Here is a 22316-nt window from a genome sequence, read left to right as displayed (position 1 = left end):
CGTTTCGTTCCCCCGGTCCTCAGCCGAAGCGGGCGTGAATGGCCTCGAGGTTCTTCTCCGACAGCTGCAGCGCGGCGGCGCGGAGGCTCAGGCCATCGAGGGTGGCGACTTCGAACACGCTGGTCACCAGGGTGCGCATCCGGGCGCGGACCTTGCCGAACGCCTCCTCGGCATCCGCGCCGACGTCGCCGAACAGCGTCCACCACCACCACGAGTTGGTCGCCGAGTTGGCGACGAAGTCCGGCACCACGCGGATGCCGCGGGCGTCGAGGAGCTCCTCGGCGTCCGGGGTGACCGGCAGGTTCGCGGCTTCGACGATCAGTTTCGCGCCGATCTTGGCCTGGTTGTCGGCGTCGACGCAGTACGAGATCGCCGCCGGCACCAGCACCTCGGCCGGCACGTCCAGCCACGCTTCCGGCGGCAGGAGCTCGTCACCGGGCTTGAGGTTGTCGCGGTCGATGCCGCCGAAGCGGTCGCGGTGGCGCAGCAGGTGCTCGACGTCGAGCCCGTCCGGGTTGGCGACGACCCCGCGGACGTCCGAGACGCCGACCACGCGCAGCCCGGCGTCGGCGAGGAAGCGGGCGGTGGCCCCGCCCATCGCGCCGAAACCCTGCAGCACGACGCGGTGCGGCCGGTTGCCTTCGTTGTCCAGGCCGAGCATTTCGAGCCCGGTGAGCGTGGCTTGCGCGACGCCGAGGCCGCCGACCAGTTCGTCGAGCCCCAGCCCGCCGACTTCGATCCGGAAGGCGTCCGCCAGCCGGGCGGTCGCCGCCTCGCGGTCTTCGAGCAGCGGGTAGATGGCCTGCACCGGGCTGAGCAGGCCGATCTCGGCGATGACGCCGTCGATGACGTCCTGCCGCAGCCCCAGGTCCTCGCCCATGGTCCAGTACTGCTCGATGAGCGGCCGCATGGCGTGCAGGTACCGGGCGACGACGTCGCGGGCGCGCTCGTCGTAGGGGTCGAAGTCGATACCGCCCTTGGCGCCGCCGAGGGGGATGTACCGGCCGTCCGGGTCGTAGTTGAGGCCTTCCTTGAGCGTCATGCCCCTGGCCAGCCCGCGGACTTCGAACAGCGAGCAGCCGCGGCGCATCCGCAGGCCCCCGCTGGCCACGCCCCGCACGAGCCGGTCGATCACCAGGTACCCGCGGCACCCGGTGACCGGATCGGTCCACGCCACTTCGAGCAAGGCTGTGTCGGTCATCGCCCCTCCTGATCCCCCGGTCAACATCCGAGCTCGTACGCCATCGCCTGCTCGACCCACCGCGTGCAGTCCCCGGCGGTGACGGTGCCCTGCCGGGCGACGACCTGGACGGCGAGCCCGTCGAGCAAGGCGGTCAGCCGCCACGCGGCGCCGTGTGGATCGGGGCACCGGAAGGTCCCGGCCCCGACACCCTCCGCGATCAGCGCCACGACGGCATCCCGCCACCGCAGGTCCAGCCGCTGCAGCACGGCCCGCAGGGCGGCGTCCCGCATGGCCGCGGCCCCGGCCTCGATCCACAGCTGCCAGCTGTCGGGTTTCGTGGGCCCGTACAGGGCGAGCACGGCCCGCAGCCGCTTCTCGGCGGGGCCGCTTTTGCCGAGCTCGTCGTTCAGTTTCTGCAGTTCGTGCTCGGCGGCCTGCCGGAAGGCTTCGATGACGAGCGTTTCGAGGGTCCCGAAGTGGTAGAAGATCAGCGCGGTGCTGACATCGAGTGACCGCGCGACATCGGCGGCCCGCACGCCGGCAATGCCCCGAGCGCGAATCTGCTGCAGAGCGGCCCCCACGATCTCCTCCCGCCGCACGGCGACCGCCTTCCGCATCATGCGGCCACCGTACCGAGGGGACGGAGGCGACGGGAGGCGCCGAATGTGGGTTCCTCGGCCTGTGCGGACAGTCAGGACCGCAGGTGAGCGGCTGGGTTTCGGTGGGGGTCGAGGTGGCCGGAGCCGAATCGGGGCACCGGTGGCGGGAGGCCTGCGGCGGCCGGAGGGGCCGGCTGCCGGGAGCTCGGGCGGCGGTGCGGTGGCCTCGGTGGCCTCGGTGGCCTCGGTGGCCTCGGTGGCATCGGAGCCGGGATGCCGGGGAGGTCACTCGACGCCGGCCGCGAATCGAGATGTCGACAGCGGAAATCCTGGCGGCCGGCGGATCTGCCTGGGAGCGGGCCCGCAGTACCGGGCGGCGGGCGGCCCTGGCCAGCGGCGGGTTTCGGCTGCTGGTGGGCAGCCCGGGTGGTGGGCCGGTGGCCCAGGGCGGGATCCGGCTGGCGGGCCGCCGGGGCGGTTGGCGGCGAGGGGTTCGGTTGTGGGGCGGCAAGGCTGGGCGGGCCCGGCTGGTGGCCCGGGGCATGAGTGCCGGGTGGGTCTGGTTGGTCGGCTGGCGGCGCAGGAGGCCAGGTGGGTCGGGGTGGTGGGGGTGTGGGGGTGTGGGGGAGTGGGGGTGTGGGCGAGTGGCCGGGGTACCGGGTTGGGACTGCTCGCTCGCCGGGCCAGGGGTCGGGACTGCCCCGTGCGCGCCGGAGCGCCGGGGCCGCGATGCGGCTCCCGGCGCTCCCGGTACCTCTCGTCCTGGCACCTCTGGCTCTGGCCTCAGGCCGTCCACAGGGGATTGCGGCCCAGGTAGCGGAGCAGCGTCGTGACTGCGTCGTCGTCCGGGGAAGTTTCCAGGGCCGGGGCGTAGGCGAAGCCGCGCAGAGGTTCGGCCAGCTGGTGGGCGATCGGGAGGAGCTGCTCGGCCAGCGCCGGGGTCAGCGGGGACTCCTGGCCCGTTGCCTTCGCGATGTCCCATGCGTGGACCGCCGCGTCGAGGGCTGCCGCTCCTGCTGCCACCAGGGCCGGGAGGGCTCCCTGGGGCAGGGGCGTCGGGACCTCCGCCGCGTCGGCGGGCACCGTGGCGAACGCCGCCGCCGCTGCTGCCAGTGTGGGCTCCAGGTACTCCGGTGCCGGGGCCGGGAGCTCGCCCGACGGGGCGAACGGGTTGAAGTCCGGGCCGCCCGTTCCGGTGATCGCCGCCGCGTAACCCAGCTGGTCGCCCGCCGCGTGCTGGAGGACCTGGGTGACGTTCCACTCCGCGCACGGCGTCGGGGCCGACCAGTCCGTGACGCCCGCGATCGCCGACCGCAGTGCCGCGTGGGCCGCCTCGAGGATCGGCCAGGACGAGCCGCGGTTCAGGCCGGCGAAGAACTGGCGGATGTCGCCCACCAGGACGTCCGTGGCCTCGTGGGCCGCGTAGTGGCCCGCCGCGTCGCGGGAATCGCCGCTGCCGGACGTCACGTCGTAGGAGTTCCAGCCGACGATGTTCGCGTGGTCGCGCTCGGCGAAACGGCGGATCGACTGGAAGTCGCCCGCGAACATCGCCAAGGCCGTCGGGACCGTCGTCGGGCCCTCCGGGTGCGACGTCGCCTTCGCGTTCTCGTAGTAGAAGCGGATCGACGAGCCGCCGGTGCGGGTCAGCCAGTACAGCGCCACGTTCGCCAGCACGAACTCCGCGTCCAGGTGCTCGCCGAACAGCTGGGCGTTCCACGCCAGCAGGCCCAGCGGCGAGTCCGCCAGCGCGAACGCCAGCGTGTGCGGCTGCTGGCTGTGCAGGGTGTTGAAGGAGAACATGTTCTCGTAGAACCACTGCAGGTGCGTGAGCGCGGCCTGGTCGGCTTCGCTCAGGTCCGCCATCTCGGCCGGGTCGCCGGACGGGAAGGAGAACAGCTGCGTGACGTGCACGCCGACGACCTTCTCCGGCGCGAGCCTGCCGATCTCCGGTGAGATCATCGACCCTGCGTCGTTGCCCACCGCGCCGTACTTCTCGTAACCCAGGCGGCTCATCAGCTCGGTCCACGCCGCCGCCGTGCGGTCGGTGCCCCAGCCCGCCGAGCGGGTCGGGCCCGAGAAGCCGAAGCCCGGCAGGGACGGGATGACCAGGTGGAACGCCGGCTCCGCCGCCGACGCCGGCTCGGTCAGCGGGCCGATCACGTCCAGGTACTCGACGATCGAGCCCGGCCAGCCGTGGGTCAGCACCAGCGGCGTCGCGTCGGGCCGGGACGAGCGGACGTGCAGGAAGTGGATCGACTCGCCGTCGATCTCCGTGACGAACTGCGGGTACGCGTTGAGCCGCGCTTCGAACGCCCGCCAGTCGAACTTCTCCAGCCAGTACTCGGCCAGCGCGCGGACCCGCTCGTTCGTGACGCCGTACTCGGCGGGCAGATCGTCCGGCCACAGCGCCCCGCGCAGGCGGTTCTCCAGGTCGTCGAGGGCGGACTGCGGGATCTCGACGCGGAACGGGCGGAGGGCGGGGACCGTCACGACTGGCTCCTCGGATAGGAACGGAATGCTTCGTTCCGAACTGTATCAGACCGGAACGATCCGTTCCAGTGGTAATCTCGGTCCATGTCCGAGACAGCCACGCCCCAGGCCGACACCGCCCTGCCCGGCCGCCGCGGCCAGGCCGCCCGCAACAACATCGTCATCCTCGACGCCGCCCGCCACGTCTTCCTCGGCGATCCGAAGGCGCCGATCTCGCAGGTCGCCGAACGCGCCGGCGTCGGCATCAGCGCGCTCTACCGCCGGTACCCGAGCAAGGAGGCCCTGCTCTGCCGCATCTGCCACGACGGGCTCCTCATGTACATCGGCGAGGCCGAAGTCGCCGCGGAGGAGCCGGACGGTTGGACGGCGCTGACCGGGTTCCTCGCCCGGGTCGTCGAACTCGACGTGCACTCCCTGACCGTCCACCTGGCCGGCACGTTCACCCCGACCCCCGAGATGGGGCGGGACGCGCGGCGGGCGGGCGAGCTGACGAAGCAGCTGGTCGAGCGGGCGCACGAAACCGGCCGCCTGCGCCCGGACGCCGTCGCCGAGGACATCGGCATGATCCTCGAATGCTGCGCCGCCATCCGCGTCGACGACGAGGACCGCACGGCGCAGCTGCGCCACCGGTACCTCGCGCTGCTCGTCGAGGGGTTGTCGGCGCACGGCCCGGACCTGCCGGGCCCACCACCGCGCCCCGGTGAGATGAACGGGCGCTGGCGTCCGTCCTGACAGCCGCGCCGGAACGCGTCCGGATGGCGGTAACGAATTCCGGGAGTGTGACGACTGATCAGCGTCGGCCGTCCACAAAGACCTACGCAAACTGTCAGAGCGGCATTCCCCGGACTGGAACAGCGAGATGACGATTATGCAAAGAAGCTGGCGACGGACCACGATCCTGTCCTCGGTGGCCGCATTGGCCACGGCGTTCATCGCAATCGCGCCCGCCGCGCAGGCGGCCACGCCGACCAGTTCCGTCGAAGTCAGTCCCACCACGGTGCTGCCGGGACAGACATTCACCATCACGCAAACCATTTACAACGACCGCGATTTCACGGTGACTTTCGCGAAGGGCGCCATTTACGGCACGCCGACCGCGATCGTCGACGTCGTCGATGTCGTTTCCTGCACCAACACGACGGCGGTCGGCTGCTTCCAGGCCGGGAACAGCTACCGCGCCGCGTTCGGCGACCTCGCGGCGGGCGGCACGAAGACCACGGTGTGGACCTTGCGCGTCAAGGACACCGCGGCACCGGGGCCGTTCACGCTGCAGCACCAGTTCGTCGGCGACAACTACTCCTTCGAGACCTTCGCCGGCCCGGTCATCACGGTCGGCAACCCGGTGACCAACGCCGACGTCAAGGTCGCGCTGGGCGCCACCGGGCACGGCGGGTTGAACGCGCGCATCGACTACACGCTCACCGTGACGAACAACGGCCCGTCCGCGGCGACCGGAATCCGGGTCGTGGCCACGTATCCGGCGGGTCTGTCGTTCGCCAGTGGCGCCGGGTGCGTCCGCGTCGGCACCACCCGGACCGTGAACTGCGACGTCGCTTCGCTGGCCAGCGGCGCGTCGGTGACGCCGAAGTTCTCGGTGAACGGCGGCCTGCTCGCACTCGGTTCGTACACCACGACCGCCACGCGGACGGCGAGTTCGCCGTCGGATCCCAACCCCGCCAACGACAGCGCGTCGAAGACGTGCTCGGCGGTCACCGGGCTCATCGTGACCTGCTGAGGGTTCACGAGTGAGGAGCCGGGCTCGTGTCCACCGCCGGGACACGGGCCCGGTTTCGCGTCGCCGTCCGGCGACCGAGCCGGTGAGCTAGCCGGTCGCCGACGCGTACAACTCGGCGATGTCGTCGTCGAAATACGCGCTGTAGGAAACGTCCGGGGTGTCGCCGCCGAGCTGGTGACCGCCGATCACGCCGATGACGGCGCCGCCGGTCACCCACGGGCCGCCGCTGGTTCCGTCGGGGAAACCGGGGCAGGCCACGCGCAGCTGATCGAGGCCGGAACGCGTGGTGCCGCCGTCGCAAACCACCGGGGAACCGGTCGTGCCAGGGTAGCCCGTCAGGGTGATCCGGTGGTCACCGTCCACATCCCGAACGGCGTGACGCCGTCGTGGTAGCCCGGGGCGAAGGTCATGCCGTCCCGGACGCAGTGCGCGGCGGTCAGGACGAGATCGCCGGCCTCGGAGTGCACGACGCTCGCCGTGCAGAAGTGGCTCCCGTCCGCGAACAGGGCTCCGACCGGGGACGCGGCGGGGTTCGCCGGAGCGGGCGGGGTGGTGACCGGCGTGGTGACCGGGGACGGTGCGCCCGCGGCGTAGGCGTCGTCGGCGGTCGTGCCGGTGCCGAGGACCAGGCCGGTTCCCAGGGCCAGCACCGCCGCCGCGGCCGTCAGCGCGGTGCGGGGAATCTTGGTCGCCACCACTCCACAGCACCACAGCACTGCCGTATCCGCAGCGTGCGAGGTCCGCAGCTTCGGCGTCAACCGGGTGCGCGGCACGATCGGCGTCCGCGCCGGCACCGTCGAGGTGCGCGACGGTGACCGCCGTCCGCGCCACCGGGACACTGGACCGGGCCCCGCTCGGCCTGCGCGTGCCGCGCGCGGTGATCGGCCGGTACGTCCGGATCGTCGTCGAGGCGGAGCTCGAACCGCCTAGCTGACGTCCTTGGGGAGCAGGGTGGTCGCCGCGTCCGGGGCGGCGACCGCCTTGGGCCGCCGGTCGCGGAACAGCCAGCCGCCGATGATGCCGCCGGCGAACCCGAAGAGGTGGCCCTGCCAGCTGACACCCTCTTCGGTGGGCAGCAGGGAGGTGAACTGGTAGGCGAAGCACAACGCCATCACGAGCCCGATCACGATGTCGATCGGGTGCCGGTCGAACAGCCCGCGCACGATGACGTAACCGAAGTAGCCGAACAGCAGGCCGCTGGCGCCGACCGTGACCGTGTTCGACGGCGTGATGAACCAGACGCCGAGGCCGCTGGCCACGATGATCAGCAGGCTGACGCCGAGCCACTTCTTCACCCCGCGGTAGGCGGCGAGGAAACCGAACACGAACAGCGGCCCCGAGTTGGCTTCGATGTGCATCCAGCTGGCGTGCATGAACGGCGAGGTCAGGATGTCCGGCAGCGACCCGGGGTCCCGCGGTTCGATGCCGAACTCGCGGCTCAGGTCGTACCCGTCGACGGCGTTGACGATCTGCACGAGCCACAGCACGGCCAGCAGGCCGACCATCGCCCAGAGGGCCTTCTTGGCCTCGGCGATCATCAGCTCGGCGTCGCTGCGGGCCGGGCCCTCGCTGGTCGTGCTCATGGCGTCCCCCCTGCTCGGTCGCGCCGAGGATAACCGCCGCAGGGTCCCGGACGCGGCTTTTCGGACCCAGCCGTGACCTGGCAGGGTGGCGGCATGACGTCACACCGGCCGGAGATGGTCTTCCGCGGCCGTCGCATGCCCGGCGACCGCGCCCTGGTCATGGCCATCGTCAACCGCACGCCCGACTCGTTCTACGACAAGGGTGCGACCTTCGCCGACACCGCGGCCCTGGACGCGGTGGACCGCGCGGTCGCCGCGGGCGCCGACATCGTGGACATCGGCGGCGTGAAGGCGGGCGAAGGTCCCGAGGTCGACGTCGACGAAGAGAGCAGCCGGGTGGTGCCGTTCGTCGCCGAGGTGCGCCGCCGCCACCCCGGGCTGGTCATCAGCGTCGACACCTGGCGCCACGAGGTCGGCCGCCAGGTCTGCGAAGCGGGCGCCGACCTCCTCAACGACACCTGGGCGGGCGCCGACCCGAAGCTGGTCGAGGTGGCCGCGGAGTTCGGCACCGGGTACGTCTGCTCGCACGTCGGGGGCATGCCCGTCCGCACCGACCCGTACCCGGCACCGACCCCGGAGCGGCCCTTCTGGCCCCGCTACGACGACGTCGTCGCGGACGTGGTCGCCGAGCTGACGGCCGCGGCCGAGCGCACCGTGGCCGCGGGCGTGCCGCGCGGCGGCGTCCTCGTCGACCCGACGTTCGACTTCGGCAAGAGCACCCGGCACGGCCTCGAACTGCTCCGCCACTTCGACCGGCTGGTGGCGACCGGCTGGCCGGTGCTGGTCGCCCTGTCGAACAAGGACCTCATCGGCGAGACCCTGGACGTCGAAGCCCACGACCGCCTGGCGGGCACGCTGGCGGCCACGGCGATCGCGGCGCACGCCGGCGCCGCGGTCTTCCGCGCCCACAACGTCCGGGAGACCCGGGAAGCCGTGGAAGCGGTCGCGGGCTTAGCGTCCACTATGGACTGACCACACCCGCGGCCCCCACGCGAAGGTGAGGGGGCAGCGCTTCGGGTGGTCATCCCGGAGCCTGCCGGTCCGGCGAGGACAGCTTGTTCTGTTCTGCCGCGGCAGGGCGGGGGAGGCCGGGTGACGTCGTGGTTGTTTTGCGCCGCCGGCCGCCGGACGAGCCGTGGGGGTAGCTGCGGGCCCCGGACCATGCGTACAAAGGACGGAGAGGTGATGCCGGATGACGTCCTCGGTGGTGCGGCACGAGAAGCGGCGCCGGTGGGCGGTCGTCGCCGCGGTGGCCGTGGTGCTGGTCTCCGCGCCGCCGGTGGTCGCCGCGCTCGCCCCGGCCGGGGCGGCAGCCGACCCGGACCGGCTGCGCGCCCTCGTGCTGGACTCCGCCGGACGGCCGTACCAGGGTTACGCCGAAAGCGCCGGTTCGCTGGCCCTGCCCGAGCTGCCGAACCTCGCCGCCGTCACCGCGCTCTTCTCGATGCGGACGCCGATGCGCGCCTGGTACGCCGGGCCCGACCGCTACCGCGTCGACATCCTCGGTACCGCCGGCGAGCACGACGTCTACCGGCTCCCCGACGGCGAATACACCTGGGACTACGGCGACAACACGCTGACCGAGCTGATCGGCGAGCCGGGGCTTCGGCTGCCGCGGGCCGGTGACCTGCTGCCGCCCGAGCTCGCGCGGCGGATCCTGCGCGTGGCGACGGGCGATCCGGTGAGCGCGCTGCCGGGGCGGAACGTCGCCGGGGTCGCCGCGTCCGGCCTGCGGCTCGTGCCCGCCGATCCGGACACGACCATCGGGCGCGTCGACGTCTGGGCGGACCCGGCGACCGGGGTGGCGGTGCGGGTCGAGGTGACCGCGCGCGGCCAGCAGGCCCCGATCCTGGTGACCGAGTTCCGGCAGCTCGAACAGACGACGCCGGTCGTCGAGGCACCGCGGCCGGTGCTCGGGTCCGGGTTCAGCGTGGCCAGCGCCCCGGACGTCGCCGACACGCTCGGCGCGTTCAGCCAGGTCCCGCTGCCGTCGTCGCTGGCCGGGCGCCCGGTGGTGTCGTCGAACTTCGGCGGTGTGCAGGGCGCCGCGCTCTACGGCCGCGGGCTGGCCGCCTTCGCCGTGATCGCGGTGCCGCGGACCGTGGCCAACGCGGCGGGCGACGCCGCCGGGAAAGCCGGTGCGGTGCAGGTCAAACTGGCCACGGGGAGCCTCGTGCAGCTGTCGATCACCCCGCTGTCCCTCGGCATCGTGCGGTCGTCGGTGTCCCGCCGCTCCTACCTGCTGGCCGGGACGGTGACGCCGGACGTCCTGCAGTCCGTGGCCGGCGAGCTGTCCCGGCTGCGCCGGAGCGGCTCGTGATCGTCACGCACGCGCTGACGAAGCGCTACGGGCGCACGGTGGCCGTCGACGCGGTCGACCTCGACGTCCGCGAAGGCGACCGCTACGGCTTCCTGGGCCCCAACGGCTCGGGCAAGACCACTCTCGTCCGGATGCTGCTCGGCCTGGTCTACGCGACGGCCGGGGAGATCGAGGTGCTCGGCAAACCGGTGCCGAAGCGGGTCGCCGAGGTGCTGCCGGACGTCGGCGCGCTCGTCGAAGGCCCGGCCGCGTACCCGCACCTGTCCGGGCGCCGGAACCTGGCGCTGCTCGACGCCGCCGGCCGCGGGGGCGGGCGGCGCACGCGACGCCGTCGCATCGACGAAGCCCTCGAACAGGTCGGGCTGGGCGGGGTCGACCAGCGGCCGGTGAAGGCGTACTCGCTCGGTATGCGGCAACGCCTCGGGCTCGCCGGCGCGCTGCTGCGGAAGCCCCGGTTGCTGATCCTCGACGAGCCGACCAACGGGCTGGACCCGCAGGGCATCAAGGAGATCCGCGAGCTGCTGGCCGAGCTGAGCGCGGGCGGCACCACCGTGTTCCTTTCCAGCCACCTGCTGGCCGAGGTGGAGCAGCTGTGCACGCGCGTCGGCGTCGTCGACCGCGGCCGGCTCGTGCTGGAGGACGACCTGGCCACGCTGCGGGCGGCGACCGGCCGGATCCTGGTCGGCACACCGGACCCGGCCGAGGCGGCCGCGGTCCTCGACGGCCAGTTCGAAGGCCGCGACGGCGACCGGCTGGTCATCCGGCACGCCGATCCGGCGGCGCTGAACGCGCTGCTCGTCGAGGCGGGGGTGCGCGTGACGTCGATCCACGCCGAACAGCGGACGCTGGAACAGGTCGTCCTCGACGTGACGGGTCCCGGCTCGGACCGGTTCGGGGCGGCGGGATGATCGGCGTCGAACTGCGGAAGCTCGCGCTGCGGCCGCGGGTGTGGTTCAGCGTGCTGCTGCTGTGCCTGCTGCCCGCGATCGTCGGCGTCTTCCTGGCGACGGCCGACTTCGCGCCGCCGCCGGGGCAGGGCGGGGCGTTCCTCTCGGCGGTGGTCAACGACGGCGCCCTGTTCCCGGCCGCCGCGCTCGCGCTGGTGCTGCCGCTGTTCCTGCCGATCGCGGTCGCCGTCACCGCGGGTGACGCGATCGCGGGCGAGGCGGCCACCGGCACCCTCCGGTACCTGCTGGTGCGCCCGGTCGGCCGGACCCGGTTGCTGGGCGCCAAGCTGGTCGCGCTCGCCGTGTACGTGACCGCGGCGATCGTCGTCGTCGTGCTGACGTCGCTGGTGCTCGGGGTGATCCTGTTCGGCACCGGCGGCACGCCCGGCGTCGCGGGACCGGGCGGGCAGCCGACCGGCGTGACGTCGTTGTCGGGGCAGTCGCTCAGCTCGTCCGCGCTCGGCCTGCGGCTGCTCGGCGCGGTTTCCTACATCGTCGTGTCGATGCTCGGGTTCGCGGCGATCACCGTCTTCCTCTCGACGGTGTCCGACTCGGCGCTGGGGGCCGCACTGGGCGGGCTGGCCGTGCTCATCACCAGCTCGGTGCTGGAAACCCTGGACGCGGCCGCGTCCGTGCAGCCCTACCTGCCGACGCACTACTGGCTGTCCTGGATCGACTTCTTCCGCGATCCGGTGCTGTGGCGCAACATCGACCACGGGCTGCTGCTGCAGGCCGGCTACATCGTGGTGTTCTTCGGGGCGGCGTGGGCGAACTTCGCGACGAAGGACATCACGAGCTGAGGCACTCCGCCGGCGCTTCGAGCGGGGTGGTGCCGAGGGCCTGCAGGACGATCTCGGTGACGGCCGGATCGGTGGGCAGGTCGCCGTGCCCGGCCGGGTTGCCGGGGCAGACGTCCTGGAGGGAGACGTTGACGGCGCCGTCGAGCCGGGCGGAGTCCGGCGGGGTCACCGTCTCGTCGTGGTCGGTCCACAGCGACAGCCACGGCAGGCCCGGCGGGAGCGGCTGCTTGGCCAGCTCCTGCAGGAGGCTGCTGCCCGGCGCCAGCTGGACGCACGCGGTCGGACACCCGCCGGGGACCAGCGCGCCGCCCGCCGTGGCCAGGCCGGTGCCGTGCATCGGCGCGCCGAGCGTCACGACCCGGCGGGCCTGGTGTTCGCCGCCCTCCCGGCCGACCCACAGCCGCGCCACGACACCGCCCGCGGAGTACCCGACGACGTCGACCGAAGGCGCGCCCTGTTCGTACGCCTTCTCGACGGCTTCGGCGAGCACGGCGGCTTGTTCGACGAGGTCGCCGGTGCCGTCGCCGGCCAGGGTGAGCACCTCGGCGGACCGGCCGGTGGCCTGCCGGATCCGCTCGGCGAGGGTGTCCAGCGCACCCCGGCCGCCGCCGTAGCCGGGGACGAGCAGCACCGGGCCGGGCCGGGCCTGGTCCGGCGTCCCGGCTTCGGGCGCGGCTTTCGCCCCGGAGGTGGCGGCCACGGTCACGACGACCACGGCCACCACGGCCACGGCGACCCCGCTCAGCATCAGCCGCCGCCGCGGGCTGAGCCCGCCCCACCAAGCCGTGATCCGCACCCTCCCATCATGCCCCGCCCTCCAGCGTCACTTTCCCTATGAAAGTGTTGTGGAGGGGGTCTCTCCGGATCACTTTCCTGGGGAAAGTGACAGGTCAGCCGGCGCCGTAGCAGACGTAGCCGGCGGTGGCGGGGGAGTCCGGGAGGTCGGTTTGGGCGCGGGCCAGGGCCGCGGCCGGGGTGAGGCCCGATGCGAGGTGGCGGTGGTGACGGACCATCAGGGCGCGGCCGGCGTCGTCGGGGATCGGGAGGACCGTGGCCACCAGGCTGGTCGTGCCCATGGCCAGCAGGGCCGAGGCCAGGCCCAGCAGCTCGTCGCCCGCGTGGATGGCCGAACGGCCCGAGTCGCAGCCCGACAGCACCACCTGACGCGGCGGGCGGGCCAGCCGTTCCAGGTCGTACACCGTCAGGGGGCCGTCGGCGAGCCGGAGGGCCGAGAACAGCGGGTTGTCCGTGCGGAACACCCCGTGCGCCGCGATGTGGCCGAGCGCGGCGCCGTCGAGCGCGGCGAGCACCGGCTCGACCCGGGCGGTGCGGCCGGTGAACCGGCGGGCGCCCGGGTAGCGGCGGGCCAGCGCGGCGGCTTCCGCGGCGGCGTGCGGCAGCCCAGGACCGGCCACGACGACGTGGTCGCCGCCCTCGCCGCGGGGTGCGGTCGCCGCGCGGTGCCACAGCGCCGCCGACGGCGCCAGCGACACCGGACGGCCGTGGCAGCCCGGCAGCGACGGCCACGGCAGTTCGTGCAGCCGCCCGGTCGGCACGATCACCAGCGGGCCGTCGCCGAGCGGGAGCGGGGCGAGCAGCAGGTCGTCGAGGCGGCGGGCCGTCCGCTCGGCGAGCCCGGTGAACGAACCGAGGCCGAACGCCGACCGCCGCAGGGCGAACCGCAGCTCGTCCAGGCGGTCCGCGGCCTCGGCTGCCGGACCCAGCTCGCACCGCCGCAGCCGCCCGCCGTCGAGGACGAGCGCCGTCAGCCGCCCGTCCAGTTCCAGGTACTCCACCAGCGTGGCCGGCCCCAGTGCCGCGGCCAGCTCCGCGCGCGACGGGACCCGAGTGTCCCAAGTGGACACTGTGTTCGAATCAACTGTGTTCGAATCAAAAGTGCCGGTGGCGTGCCGGGCGCGGTCGCGCACCGCCTTCTCGAGCCGGGCCTGCCGGCGCAGCAGAGCCGGCGCCTGGCCGGGGCCGGCGGCGAGGTCGACGGCGGTCTGGCGCAGCGCGGCGAGGTCGGCGGCCAGGCCCTCGTCGTCCGGTGGCCGGACGGGCCGCAGCCGCAGCGCACCGGCGTGCCGCAGTTCCGCCCAGCGCAGCACGGCCTCCGGGTGGCCCGCTTCGACGGCGAGCCGCAGGCCCAGCCCGGTCAGTTCACTCGCGTGGCCCGACGCGTGGGCACGCAGCTCGCTCGCGCCCAGCCCGGCCCGGAACCGGCCGACCACCCGGACGCCGGCGCGCAGGGCCGCGTCCGCGCCGCGGCGGTCGCCGTGGACCAGCCGCAGCAACGCCGTCGCGTGCCAGGCACGGGCCCGCAGCTCGGCCGGGCCGCCGCGCCCGGCCCGGCCGACGACCGTCAGCTCCGCCTCCGCGACCGCCGGACGGCCCAGCGCCAGCGCCAGCGACGCGACGATCAGCCGTGCGTCCAGGGCCGGGACCACCCAGCCCGCGTCGGCCAGCGCCGCCACCGTGCGCTGCCCGGACCGGAGCATCGCCGTCGTCCGGAGCCCGCTGTCGCGGCGGGCCCGCAGCGCGAGGTAGCCGCCGAGCGCGGCCCAGCCCGGCCGGTGCTGCCGGGCCGCGGACCGCCGTGCCAGTGACGCTTCGCGCAGCGCCGTTTCCGGGTCGCCGTCGAGCAGCGCGACCTTCGCCAGCAGCAGCCGCGCCTGGACGAGGTCGACGGCGTTGCGACGGCGTTCGTAGTCGGCGACGGCGGCTTTCGCGGCTTCGCGTGCTTCGGCGATCAGCCGGACGGAGAGCAGCGTTTCGGCGCGTTCGATCGGCAGCAGTCCCTGGTCGGTTCCGGCCTCTTCGTAACGCGATGCGGCTTCGTCGTAGGCGGTCAACGCGGCCGGGACGTCGCCGCGGACGGTGGCGGCGAGCCCGCGGTTCTGCCACACCATCGCCGTCCGGCCGAGGTGGCCGGTCGCGGCGAACCCGCGCTCGGCCCGGCGCAGGTCCTCCTCGGCACCCCGCCAGTCGCCGAGCCGGGCCAGCACGATGCTGCGGTTGGTGCGGATCGTCGCCTCGATCAGGTCGTCCCCGCCGGCCGCGCGCAGGGTTTCGAGCGCGGCCGCGAACTCCGCGGCGGCCGCCCCGAACCGGCTGATTTCGGTGAGCACGACGGCCCGCTGCATGCGCAGCCGCGCCGCCGCCGTCCCGGTCAGCTCCGGCATCGCGCGGTCCAGTTCGCGCAGGGCCTCGGCGGTGCGCCCGGTCAGCGTCAGCACGTAGCCGAGCACGCCGCGCGTCTGGGCGGCCCGCTCGCGCAGCCCGGCACCGCCCGCCAGCCGGACCGCGGTGCGCAGCCGGGTTTCGGCGTCCGCCAGCCGTCCGGTGGCCACCCCGGCCAGGCCGAGCGCGTGCTCGGCGACCGCGGCGGCCTCGGCGTGGCCGTCCGCTTCCGCGAGCGCGGCCCCGGCCAGCGCCCGTGCCCTGGCCGGCGCGGTGAACGCGAGGTCCGCCGCGGCGACGGCCTTGGCCAGTGCCCCGGTCGTCACCGCTTGTGCCCGTTCCGGCCGTTGTGTATCGAATGGAGAGGTTCGCGGATCGGGCTGTCGACCCGTTCACCCATGACCGGCCCCGGAGGGGGACACATGACCCGATACCGCCATCGAGCCGGCGAGCTGCTGGTCCATGCCGACGATTCTGCCGCGATCCACGCCGAACTGGCAGGGTTCGGCTACCACCCGAGCGGGGGTGCCGGGCCCCTGCGCCGGTTCACCGGCAGCCGCCCGGTCCCGGAGGTGCTCGCCGCGCTGCGGGAGCCCCACCGCGTGGCGCCGAACCACCTGTTCGGGCTCGACCGCATCATCTGGGGCGACCTGCGGCCGAAACCCACCGACGACACCCTGACCCCGGTGCCCGCGGGCGACGTCCGGCACTGGGCCGGGGTGATCGACACCGGAATCGTGCTGCGGGACCGCCGTCCGCACGAGTTCCTCGGCGAGCGCGTCCACTACGACCCGGAGGACACCGTCCGGGTCGTCCGCGGCGAAGACGGGAACCCGGTCGGCTCCGCCGGGCACGGGACGTTCGTCGCGGGGGTGGTGCTGAAGCAGGCCGGGCCGGACGTGGGGGTCCGGATGAAGGGCGTGATCGACGAGCGGAGCGGCGAGGCGGAAGACCTGGCGGTGGCGAACGCCGTCGACGACCTCCGCGAGGAGGGCGTCACCCTGATCAACCTGTCCTTCTCGGGCCAGACCTTCGAGGACCGGGCGCCGAAGGCGATCGAAGCCGCGCTGCGCCGGCTGTCCCCGGACACCGTCGTGGTCGCCTCCGCCGGGAACCGGGGGATGCGGCAGCGGGTCCACCCCGCGGGGATCAAGCTCGCGCCCACGGTCCCCGGCGAGGTCGACGACAAGCACGCGCTGGTGCTGCCGGTCGGCTCGGCCGACGCCACGCGCAGCCCCCGCGTCGCGGACTTCAGCAACTTCGGGCCGTGGATCGCGGCCTATGCCGACGGGGTCGACGTCGTCGGCCCCTACTTTCACGCGGGCTACCCGGTGCAGCCGCCGGAGGAGGAACCGAAGTTCAACGGCTACGCGGTCTGGAGCGGGACGTCGTTCTCGGCCGCGATCGTCACCGGCCGGATCGCGGCGGTGATGGCGACGACCGGGAAGAGTGCCCGGGAGGCGGCACGCGAGGTGCTCGACGGTGCCGATTCGATCACCGTGTCCGATGTGAACGGCCCCATCGAAGTGCCGCGCGTGCAGGAGAGCTAGAGACTCGCCCAGCCGGTGGTGACCGTCGTGCCGTCCGCGGCGGTCACCTTCACCCGGGTGGCTCCGCGGGGCAGCCCCGCCGCCGTGAACCAGCCTTCCGCGCCGATCGGGCGTGTGTGCCGCTCTCCGGCCACCTCGATCACCGCGTCGCCCGTCGCGCCGGTGATCAGGCCGCGCAGCGAGACCCGCCCGTTCGCGTACTCCACCTGCAGCTCCACCGAAACCCGCGCCGCCTCGAACGACAGCAACCGGACGTCGTCGCCGTCCGCGCGGACCGTGCCGGCTTCCGCCAGGTCCGAATCGAAGGCCAGTTCCGCCAGCTCGGCGTCGAGGTCCCGGGTGGTCAGCGCCGCGCGGGCCTGGCGCAGCACGAGGTCCGGCACCGGGTCCGCCCGGTCCGCGGCGGCGCGCAGGACGTCCATGAGCTCGTCGTCGGCGGTCATGTCCGGTCCTCCGTTCCGAGCCCGGCCTGGCCGGCCCGCTCGCGCAGCCGGCCGAGGCAGCGCTGCCGGGTCGGGCCGATGCTGCCGATCCGCATGTCGAGGGCGGCCGCCACCTCCGCGTACGACGGCGGGGGCGTCGCCATGAGCGCCCGCAGCAGCCGACGGCACTGGTCCGGCAGCTTCTCCAGCGCACGCCAGAGCGCGGCGTCGCGCTCGCCGAGCAGCAGGGCCGCGTCGACGGCCGGGCCTGGGGCCGGCTCGCTCTGCCAGACCTGGTCGTCGGTGGGGCGCTCCCGGCCGGTGCGGCGGAGCTGGCGCAGGCACTCGTGCCGGGCCGTGGTGGCCAGCCAGCCGGGCAGCCGCTCCGGTTCCTTGATCCGGCCGAGGTTTTCGACGAGCTTCAGCCACGTCGTCTGGACGGCGTCGGCCGCGTCGGCGTCGGACAGCCGGTGGGCGCGGGCGATCGACCAGAGCAGGCTGGCGAACCGGTCGACCAGGGCGTCCCACGCCGCCTGGTCGCCGCGCGCGGCCGCTTCGAGCAGGGTCGTGGTGTCCACTTCACCTCCGCTTGACCCACTCAGCCTAGCCAAGAGCAGCCCTTCGGACCGGTACGCCATCGGGGGACTCCTTCGCGTCGCTCCCCCCGCTCAGCCGATCCGGTGAGAGCGCGGGAAATACCCCGTTCGCGCTGAACCACGCCCACGGCGGCCGCCGTGTGCCCGGTGGGAGTGGTGGAGACGGATCGGGGTGAGCCGGTCATGCGCATACGGCTTTTGCTTGTGGTGCCGGTGCTCGTGGTGGAGCTGGTTGCGTGCGGGCAGCCGGTCGTGGAGGTGAGAGGCCGGGCGCGACCGGTGCCGTCGAGCACCGGCGTGTCCCGGTGCGAGCTGCTCGGGGACACGCCGGTGGCGCCGGTGTTCGCCAAGCTCTAGTGGCCCGCGCAAGAGCGTGCCGCCGGACCGGGGCCCGGATCAGGGTGGCGCGGAGCCGCCCGGCTCGTCTGGCAAGATCGCTGCATGGCCCCGGAACGGCTTCTGCAGCAAGCGCTTCGCGAGCTCGGGCAAGTCTCCGGCCTGGAGTTCTTCGAGCACCGCGCGGACGACGACGAGATCTCGGCCTGCTGGGAGCTGGACTCACCGGAACGACTCTGCGGTGAATTCAGCGTGATGAGCCTGCCGAGGGCGCTGGCCGAGAAGGCGCAAGACCATCCCCTGGAGGAGGAGCTGACGCCGGCCGAGCGGCAGCGGTGGTCCGAGCTCCGCCCGTTCGACGGTCATCCATCGGGCGGTACCGGCGAGTGGGTGGCGCTGCGCGTCGGTCCGGGCACGCCGGAACTCTGGTACTACCACCCGGAAACCGCCAAGGAGAACTTCGCCGGGTTCAGGATGGACATCGACCACGAGTAGTACCTGCGCGCCCTGGCCACCACCAAAGGCACCTACGGCTGGCAGACGCTGTTCTGCGACCCAGCTGCCCTCGGCGAGGACGACCTGAGCTACGTCCGGGCGGGCCTGGAGGAGATGCTCGAACTTTTCCCGTCGTTGTTTCCCGACCACGATTACGAGCCGCTGCGGGCACGCCTGGCCGAACGGAGCTAGTTGAACGGATCCAGCGTCAGGTAGGCCGTCGCCGGGTTGCCGTCGTGGACCAGGGATTCGTGGTGGCCGACGTCGTCGAACGCGAAGGCGTACGCCTTGCCGTCGGCCATCTGCGCGTGGATCTTGCGCGCGTAGTGGTTGGTGACGGCGTCCTGGTAGAAGCCCGCCGGGCTGGTGTCCGGCTGGTTCGCGTTGGTCAGCAGCGTCGAGCGGTTGAAGCCCGCGCAGAGCGTGCGCGAGATCTGGCCGCGGACGTCGTTCGGCGCGTCGAGGTTCTTGTGGCAGCCGAAGACGCTGTCGGAGTCCGGTTTCTGGAACGCCGTCACGAACCCGCCGGAAGTGTTCGTGAAGGTCATCGTGTTGCCGGAAACGCGGCCGTAGTACTTCACGCTCGGCTGGTCCGCCACCGGCGTCACGGTCAGCGTCGAGGAGCTGTACTTCGTCCAGACGCGGTTGATGTAGTCCTGCAGCACGGTCGCGGGCAACGCGCCGGCTTCGATGCCGTGGCTCGGGGCCAGTGCGCGCAGGACCGTGCCGTCGGAGCGGGTCCGGATCAGGTTGGCCCAGCCGCCCGGCTGGCCGCGCAGCGCGGTGTAGAAACCGTGGTAGCCGCCCGGTTTCAGGTGCCCGGTGCTCCTGGTGGTGCCGCCGACGGGTTGCACGCCGACCGCGTACGGCGCGGAGAACATGTCCACCTGGGTGCTGTTGATCCAAAGACCACCGTTGTCGAGCGTGTACTCCGACCAGTTGAAGAGGATGTCGGCGTTCGGGTCCGACGGGTTCTGGACCGCCGGCTGCACCAGGCCGCCGGTGGCGAGCTTGAAGACCAGCTTCCGCCCGTAGGAGAAGTAGATGCGGCCGGAGAACTTCGGGATCCGGATGGTGATCGACTGGCCGTTGGCCGGGCCGGGGATCGAGGCGTCGGGCGCCGGGATCGGCGGCACCGCGCCGCCGGGCCACGCGTGGAACGTGCCGTTCGCGTCGGCCCAGCCCTGACGGCCGGTCGCCAGGTCCGTGCCGAGGTCGTAGAGGTAAACGGGCTCGCTGCGACCGGAGTTGTTGGTGATCTTCAAGGGAATCGTGGCCGGCACCGCTTCGGCGGCGGGAGCGGTCGCGGTGGCCACCGCGACCGCCGTGGCCAGTACCGCAAGCCGTTGCCGGACGGACGTTTTCGTGCGCACGGGCGCCTCCTCGTCGAGGCCGGTGATCACAAGTTGTTCAGACCATTTCAGCGTCCGTGGCCCGGCGAGCGGTTGTCAAAGGCTGATAATTATCAGCCCCCGTCCGGACCAACGGCCGCCGCTGCGCGGCCACGACGGCGGCCAGCACGATCGCGGCGCCCAGCAGCTGCCACGCCGTCAGCCGCTGGCCGAGGACGAGCCAGCCGAGCAGGGTGGCGACGACCGGGCTCAGCAGCCCGAGGAACGTCACCTTGGTCGCCGACAGCGCGCGGATCCCGCGGAACCACAAGGCGTACGCGAACGCGGCGCCGATCAGCGCGAGGTAGGCGTAGCCGGCCAGGTTCGCTCCGGACAGCGACGCGGGCGGAGCGCCTTCGACGGCCAGCGCCACCGGGACGAGCACCAGGCCACCCGCGACGAGCTGCCAGCCGGTCGTCGCCAGCAGGGGCGCGGGGGACGTCCAGCGCTTGCTCAGCACGACCCCGGTGGCCATCACGACCGCACCGCCGGCCGCGGCGGCGACGCCGATCGCGTCGAGGCGCGCACTGGACTGCAGCACCAGCAGGCTGACCCCGGCGACCCCGGCGACGCCCGCGAGCACGGTGCGCCGGGTCAGGCGTTCGCCGAGCAGGCCGGTGGACAGGCCGGCGACCAGCAGCGGCTGCAGGGCGCCGAGGGTGGCGGCGACCCCGCCGGGCAGCCGGTAGGCGGCGACGAACAGCAGGGCGAGGAACGCGCCGATGTTCAGCGTGCCGAGCACGAGCGACCGCCACCACCAGTCGCCCTTCGGCAGGCGGCGGGTGAGCGCGACCAGCAGCAGCCCGGCGGGCAGCGCCCGGACGACGGCGGCGAGCAGCGGGCGGTCGGGCGGCAGGAACTCGGTGGTGACGAGGTAGGTGGTGCCCCAGATGGCCGGGGCCAGCGCGGTGAGGAGGAGCTGTTTGTTTAGCACTAAGGCAGATTACCTCACCGCTAAGACAACTGGCTATTCTTTCACTTACCGCTAAGGGACCCGTTACGCTGCGGCCATGGCCGACCACGTGGACCGGGTACTGGCGCAGTGGCACGCCGAGCGCCCCGACCTCGACGTTTCCCCGATGGCGGTGATCGGCCGGCTGTCCCGGCTGAGCGCACTGGTCGACGCGGAGCTGCGCCGGACGTTCGCCCGCCACGGCCTGGACCGCGCGACGTTCGACGTCCTCGCGACCCTGCGCCGCAGCGGCCCGCCGTACCGGCTGACCCCCACGGAGCTGATGCGTTCGGCGATGGTGACGTCCGGGGCGATCACCCAGCGCCTCGACAAGATGGAGGCCCGCGGCCTGGTCGAGCGCACCCCGAACGAGGCGGACGGCCGCGGCGTCCGGGTGCGGCTCACCGAAGCCGGCGGGGAGCTGATCGACCGGGTGCTGCCCGAGCACGTCGAGACCGAGCACCGGATCCTGGCCGCGCTCGACGCCGGGCAGCGCGACGAACTGGCCGCGACCCTCCGGACCCTGCTGGAAAACCTGGGCGGCTCAGCCTCCTGAAGCGCCCCAATGTGGCCTTCGGTGCGTTGAACGCACCGAAGGCCACATTGGGTGCGTTGAACGCACCCAAGGCCACCTTGGGGCGCTTGGAGGGCGGCTGCTGAGGCTAGGAGATTCGCCGGATGGGCTCGTTGTCGAGCAGCAGGTCGAGGTCGATGCGGCCGCCCGCGGCGGCCAGGACCGCGTCGATCGCCAGGTCGACGTCGAGTTTGCGGCCGTGCTGGTCGGCGTACGCGCGCATCAGGTTGCCGATGTGCCGCTCGGGGTTGCGCCACGACGGCCACCGCAGGGACGCCTGCTTCGCCAGCTTCGTGAAGTTCGACTGGCGTGCCGTCGCTTCCAGCAGCCACTCCAGGTAGACGCGCATCCCGTGGAAGGCCGGGTGGCCGGGGGTGGCCACCGGGCCGTGGCCGGGCACGACGGTGCGCGGGCGGAACGTGTCCTGGAGCCAGTCGAGTGCGTCGAGCCAGCCGGGGATCGAGCCGTGCACCGCGAGCGGGGTGTCGCCGGTGTACACCAGGTCGCCGGTGAACAGCGTGCTCGAGCGCGGCTCGTGCACCACCAGGTCGCCCGCCGTGTGCGCCACGCCGGGCACCGCCACGACGTCGACGGACGCGCCGCCGAGGTCGAGCTCCTGCCGGCCGTGGACCGGGCGGACCGCGTCGGGCTCCGGCGGCTCGAGCACGCCCCAGCGGGTGTAGGTGAAGACGTTGCCGTACGTCTGCGGCCCGGCCTTGACCAGCTCCAGGCTGCCGGGGGCGGCCAGCGCCGTCCCGCCGTCGCGCAGGGCGACGCCGAGCCCGTTGTGGTGCTCGCCGTGCGCGTGCGTGATGACGACCGTGAGCTCCTGGTCGCCGGCGTACTTGCGGACGTCGTGCAGCAGTTCCAGGGTCGCCTGCTCGGTGCCGCAGGTGTCGATCAGCACGACGCCCTCGGTGCCCTGGATCCAGCCGCTGTTCGCGACGAACCACTCGGCCGGGCTCTTCACGTACGCCACCACTCCCGGCCGCGCGTGCCGGAGCGGGACGATGTTCGATCTGACGGCCGGCATGCTTTCCTCCCCTGAACGGACGATGCGCTTAACGACGGTGACCGGGTGAGGTTGCGCGGTTTCTCCCGGAATGTTTCCGCCTATTTCTGTCGGCTGACCGGTCGATAATTTTGCCGGATTGTCCCCCGGC

General features: G+C 73.0%; 22 protein-coding genes and 1 pseudogene. 11 read left to right on the top strand and 12 right to left on the bottom strand.

The window, feature by feature from the left end; translation table 11 throughout:
• Positions 1-19 precede the first annotated feature (19 nt).
• From ACLJQE_RS36265 to ACLJQE_RS36255, 3 genes are all read right to left on the bottom strand, one after another.
• Complete coding sequence (locus tag ACLJQE_RS36265) at positions 20-1201, bottom strand: Glu/Leu/Phe/Val dehydrogenase dimerization domain-containing protein (RefSeq protein ID WP_410644074.1); 1182 nt, start codon at positions 1199-1201, stop codon at positions 20-22.
• 20 nt (positions 1202-1221) lie between these two features.
• Positions 1222-1803 (bottom strand): TetR/AcrR family transcriptional regulator, encoded by a 582-nt coding sequence (locus tag ACLJQE_RS36260; protein ID WP_410644073.1) that lies wholly within the window; start codon positions 1801-1803, stop codon positions 1222-1224.
• A gap of 762 nt (positions 1804-2565) precedes the next feature.
• Positions 2566-4272, bottom strand: coding sequence for a TIGR03086 family metal-binding protein (locus tag ACLJQE_RS36255; protein ID WP_410644072.1), 1707 nt, complete (start codon positions 4270-4272; stop codon positions 2566-2568).
• A gap of 84 nt (positions 4273-4356) precedes the next feature.
• On the opposite strand from ACLJQE_RS36255, the gene ACLJQE_RS36250 reads away from it, so the two are divergent.
• Complete coding sequence (locus ACLJQE_RS36250) at positions 4357-5004, top strand: TetR/AcrR family transcriptional regulator (protein WP_410644071.1); 648 nt, start codon at positions 4357-4359, stop codon at positions 5002-5004.
• Between the two features lie 175 nt (positions 5005-5179).
• The gene (locus ACLJQE_RS36245) at positions 5180-6007 is read left to right on the top strand and encodes a hypothetical protein (protein ID WP_410644069.1); all 828 of its coding nucleotides are present in this window, start codon (positions 5180-5182) and stop codon (positions 6005-6007) included.
• An 87-nt stretch (positions 6008-6094) separates the two neighbouring features.
• Here the strand turns inward: ACLJQE_RS36245 and ACLJQE_RS36240 are convergent.
• Positions 6095-6705, bottom strand: a pseudogene (locus tag ACLJQE_RS36240) (trypsin-like serine protease).
• A gap of 113 nt (positions 6706-6818) precedes the next feature.
• On the opposite strand from ACLJQE_RS36240, the gene ACLJQE_RS36235 reads away from it, so the two are divergent.
• Positions 6819-6941: a hypothetical protein gene (locus tag ACLJQE_RS36235; protein WP_410644068.1), complete on the top strand. Its 123-nt coding sequence runs from the start codon at positions 6819-6821 to the stop codon at positions 6939-6941.
• Here ACLJQE_RS36235 and ACLJQE_RS36230 read toward each other — a convergent pair.
• Positions 6934-7590: a rhomboid family intramembrane serine protease gene (locus ACLJQE_RS36230; protein WP_410644067.1), complete on the bottom strand. Its 657-nt coding sequence runs from the start codon at positions 7588-7590 to the stop codon at positions 6934-6936. The genes ACLJQE_RS36235 and ACLJQE_RS36230 overlap by 8 nt on opposite strands.
• A 93-nt stretch (positions 7591-7683) precedes the next feature.
• On the opposite strand from ACLJQE_RS36230, the gene folP reads away from it, so the two are divergent.
• The 4 genes from folP to ACLJQE_RS36210 all read left to right on the top strand — a co-directional run bounded on the left by folP (position 7684) and on the right by ACLJQE_RS36210 (position 11657).
• Positions 7684-8562, top strand: coding sequence for a dihydropteroate synthase (folP, locus tag ACLJQE_RS36225; RefSeq protein ID WP_410644066.1), 879 nt, complete (start codon positions 7684-7686; stop codon positions 8560-8562).
• 220 nt (positions 8563-8782) lie between these two features.
• Positions 8783-9910, top strand: coding sequence for a hypothetical protein (locus ACLJQE_RS36220; RefSeq protein ID WP_410644065.1), 1128 nt, complete (start codon positions 8783-8785; stop codon positions 9908-9910).
• Positions 9907-10818, top strand: coding sequence for an ABC transporter ATP-binding protein (locus ACLJQE_RS36215; protein WP_410644064.1), 912 nt, complete (start codon positions 9907-9909; stop codon positions 10816-10818). Before ACLJQE_RS36220 ends, ACLJQE_RS36215 begins: the two co-directional genes overlap by 4 nt.
• Complete coding sequence (locus tag ACLJQE_RS36210) at positions 10815-11657, top strand: ABC transporter permease (RefSeq protein ID WP_410644063.1); 843 nt, start codon at positions 10815-10817, stop codon at positions 11655-11657. Before ACLJQE_RS36215 ends, ACLJQE_RS36210 begins: the two co-directional genes overlap by 4 nt.
• On the opposite strand, the gene ACLJQE_RS36205 is transcribed toward ACLJQE_RS36210, so the two are convergent.
• Positions 11647-12453: a lipase family alpha/beta hydrolase gene (locus ACLJQE_RS36205; protein WP_410644062.1), complete on the bottom strand. Its 807-nt coding sequence runs from the start codon at positions 12451-12453 to the stop codon at positions 11647-11649. The two genes, ACLJQE_RS36210 and ACLJQE_RS36205, sit on opposite strands and share 11 nt — an antisense overlap.
• A 94-nt stretch (positions 12454-12547) precedes the next feature.
• On the bottom strand, positions 12548-15163 hold the full coding sequence (locus ACLJQE_RS36200) for a CHAT domain-containing protein (protein ID WP_410644061.1): 2616 nt from the start codon (positions 15161-15163) through the stop codon (positions 12548-12550).
• Positions 15164-15259: 96 nt separating this feature from the next.
• Here ACLJQE_RS36200 and ACLJQE_RS36195 point away from each other — a divergent pair, with 96 nt between their 5' ends.
• Positions 15260-16387 carry a S8 family peptidase gene (locus ACLJQE_RS36195; protein WP_410644060.1) on the top strand — a complete coding sequence of 376 codons (1128 nt, stop codon included), beginning with the start codon at positions 15260-15262 and terminating at the stop codon, positions 16385-16387.
• On the opposite strand, the gene ACLJQE_RS36190 is transcribed toward ACLJQE_RS36195, so the two are convergent.
• Positions 16384-16830: a hypothetical protein gene (locus ACLJQE_RS36190; protein ID WP_410644059.1), complete on the bottom strand. Its 447-nt coding sequence runs from the start codon at positions 16828-16830 to the stop codon at positions 16384-16386. The two genes, ACLJQE_RS36195 and ACLJQE_RS36190, sit on opposite strands and share 4 nt — an antisense overlap.
• Positions 16827-17387, bottom strand: coding sequence for an RNA polymerase sigma factor (locus tag ACLJQE_RS36185; protein ID WP_410644058.1), 561 nt, complete (start codon positions 17385-17387; stop codon positions 16827-16829). The genes ACLJQE_RS36190 and ACLJQE_RS36185 overlap by 4 nt, the downstream gene beginning before the upstream one ends.
• Before the next feature lie 201 nt (positions 17388-17588).
• Between ACLJQE_RS36185 and ACLJQE_RS36180 the strand changes: the two genes are divergently transcribed.
• Positions 17589-17762 (top strand): hypothetical protein, encoded by a 174-nt coding sequence (locus tag ACLJQE_RS36180; RefSeq protein WP_410644057.1) that lies wholly within the window; start codon positions 17589-17591, stop codon positions 17760-17762.
• An 84-nt stretch (positions 17763-17846) separates the two neighbouring features.
• A complete protein-coding gene (locus tag ACLJQE_RS36175; protein ID WP_410644056.1) occupies positions 17847-18236 on the top strand; it encodes a hypothetical protein in 390 nt (129 codons plus the stop codon).
• Between the two features lie 188 nt (positions 18237-18424).
• Here ACLJQE_RS36175 and ACLJQE_RS36170 read toward each other — a convergent pair whose 3' ends face one another.
• Both ACLJQE_RS36170 and ACLJQE_RS36165 read right to left on the bottom strand, forming a co-directional pair.
• The gene (locus ACLJQE_RS36170) at positions 18425-19609 is read right to left on the bottom strand and encodes a glycoside hydrolase family 64 protein (protein ID WP_410644055.1); all 1185 of its coding nucleotides are present in this window, start codon (positions 19607-19609) and stop codon (positions 18425-18427) included.
• Between the two features lie 37 nt (positions 19610-19646).
• The gene (locus ACLJQE_RS36165) at positions 19647-20561 is read right to left on the bottom strand and encodes an EamA family transporter (RefSeq protein ID WP_410644054.1); all 915 of its coding nucleotides are present in this window, start codon (positions 20559-20561) and stop codon (positions 19647-19649) included.
• A gap of 76 nt (positions 20562-20637) precedes the next feature.
• Here ACLJQE_RS36165 and ACLJQE_RS36160 point away from each other — a divergent pair, with 76 nt between their 5' ends.
• Positions 20638-21135 carry a MarR family winged helix-turn-helix transcriptional regulator gene (locus ACLJQE_RS36160; RefSeq protein ID WP_410644052.1) on the top strand — a complete coding sequence of 166 codons (498 nt, stop codon included), beginning with the start codon at positions 20638-20640 and terminating at the stop codon, positions 21133-21135.
• A gap of 106 nt (positions 21136-21241) precedes the next feature.
• On the opposite strand, the gene ACLJQE_RS36155 is transcribed toward ACLJQE_RS36160, so the two are convergent.
• Positions 21242-22186 (bottom strand): MBL fold metallo-hydrolase, encoded by a 945-nt coding sequence (locus ACLJQE_RS36155; protein ID WP_410644051.1) that lies wholly within the window; start codon positions 22184-22186, stop codon positions 21242-21244.
• Positions 22187-22316: the final 130 nt, after the last annotated feature.

The sequence above is a fragment of the Amycolatopsis sp. lyj-346 genome (assembly GCF_046548975.1).
Taxonomy (GTDB): Bacteria; Actinomycetota; Actinomycetes; order Mycobacteriales; family Pseudonocardiaceae; genus Amycolatopsis.
This window is presented reverse-complemented; position numbering and strand designations above follow the sequence as displayed.

Excerpts from the sequence above, each read along its gene's own strand:
- ACLJQE_RS36265 (WP_410644074.1), bottom strand. The coding sequence starts at position 1,201 with ATGACCGACACAGCCTTGCTCGAAGTGGCGTGGACCGATCCGGTCACC.
- ACLJQE_RS36260 (WP_410644073.1), bottom strand. The coding sequence starts at position 1,803 with ATGATGCGGAAGGCGGTCGCCGTGCGGCGGGAGGAGATCGTGGGGGCC.
- ACLJQE_RS36250 (WP_410644071.1), top strand. The coding sequence starts at position 4,357 with ATGTCCGAGACAGCCACGCCCCAGGCCGACACCGCCCTGCCCGGCCGC.
- ACLJQE_RS36230 (WP_410644067.1), bottom strand. The coding sequence starts at position 7,590 with ATGAGCACGACCAGCGAGGGCCCGGCCCGCAGCGACGCCGAGCTGATG.
- folP (WP_410644066.1), top strand. The coding sequence starts at position 7,684 with ATGACGTCACACCGGCCGGAGATGGTCTTCCGCGGCCGTCGCATGCCC.
- ACLJQE_RS36220 (WP_410644065.1), top strand. The coding sequence starts at position 8,783 with ATGACGTCCTCGGTGGTGCGGCACGAGAAGCGGCGCCGGTGGGCGGTC.
- ACLJQE_RS36210 (WP_410644063.1), top strand. The coding sequence starts at position 10,815 with ATGATCGGCGTCGAACTGCGGAAGCTCGCGCTGCGGCCGCGGGTGTGG.
- ACLJQE_RS36195 (WP_410644060.1), top strand. The coding sequence starts at position 15,260 with ATGACCCGATACCGCCATCGAGCCGGCGAGCTGCTGGTCCATGCCGAC.
- ACLJQE_RS36190 (WP_410644059.1), bottom strand. The coding sequence starts at position 16,830 with ATGACCGCCGACGACGAGCTCATGGACGTCCTGCGCGCCGCCGCGGAC.
- ACLJQE_RS36180 (WP_410644057.1), top strand. The coding sequence starts at position 17,589 with ATGCGCATACGGCTTTTGCTTGTGGTGCCGGTGCTCGTGGTGGAGCTG.
- ACLJQE_RS36175 (WP_410644056.1), top strand. The coding sequence starts at position 17,847 with ATGGCCCCGGAACGGCTTCTGCAGCAAGCGCTTCGCGAGCTCGGGCAA.
- ACLJQE_RS36160 (WP_410644052.1), top strand. The coding sequence starts at position 20,638 with ATGGCCGACCACGTGGACCGGGTACTGGCGCAGTGGCACGCCGAGCGC.
- ACLJQE_RS36155 (WP_410644051.1), bottom strand. The coding sequence starts at position 22,186 with ATGCCGGCCGTCAGATCGAACATCGTCCCGCTCCGGCACGCGCGGCCG.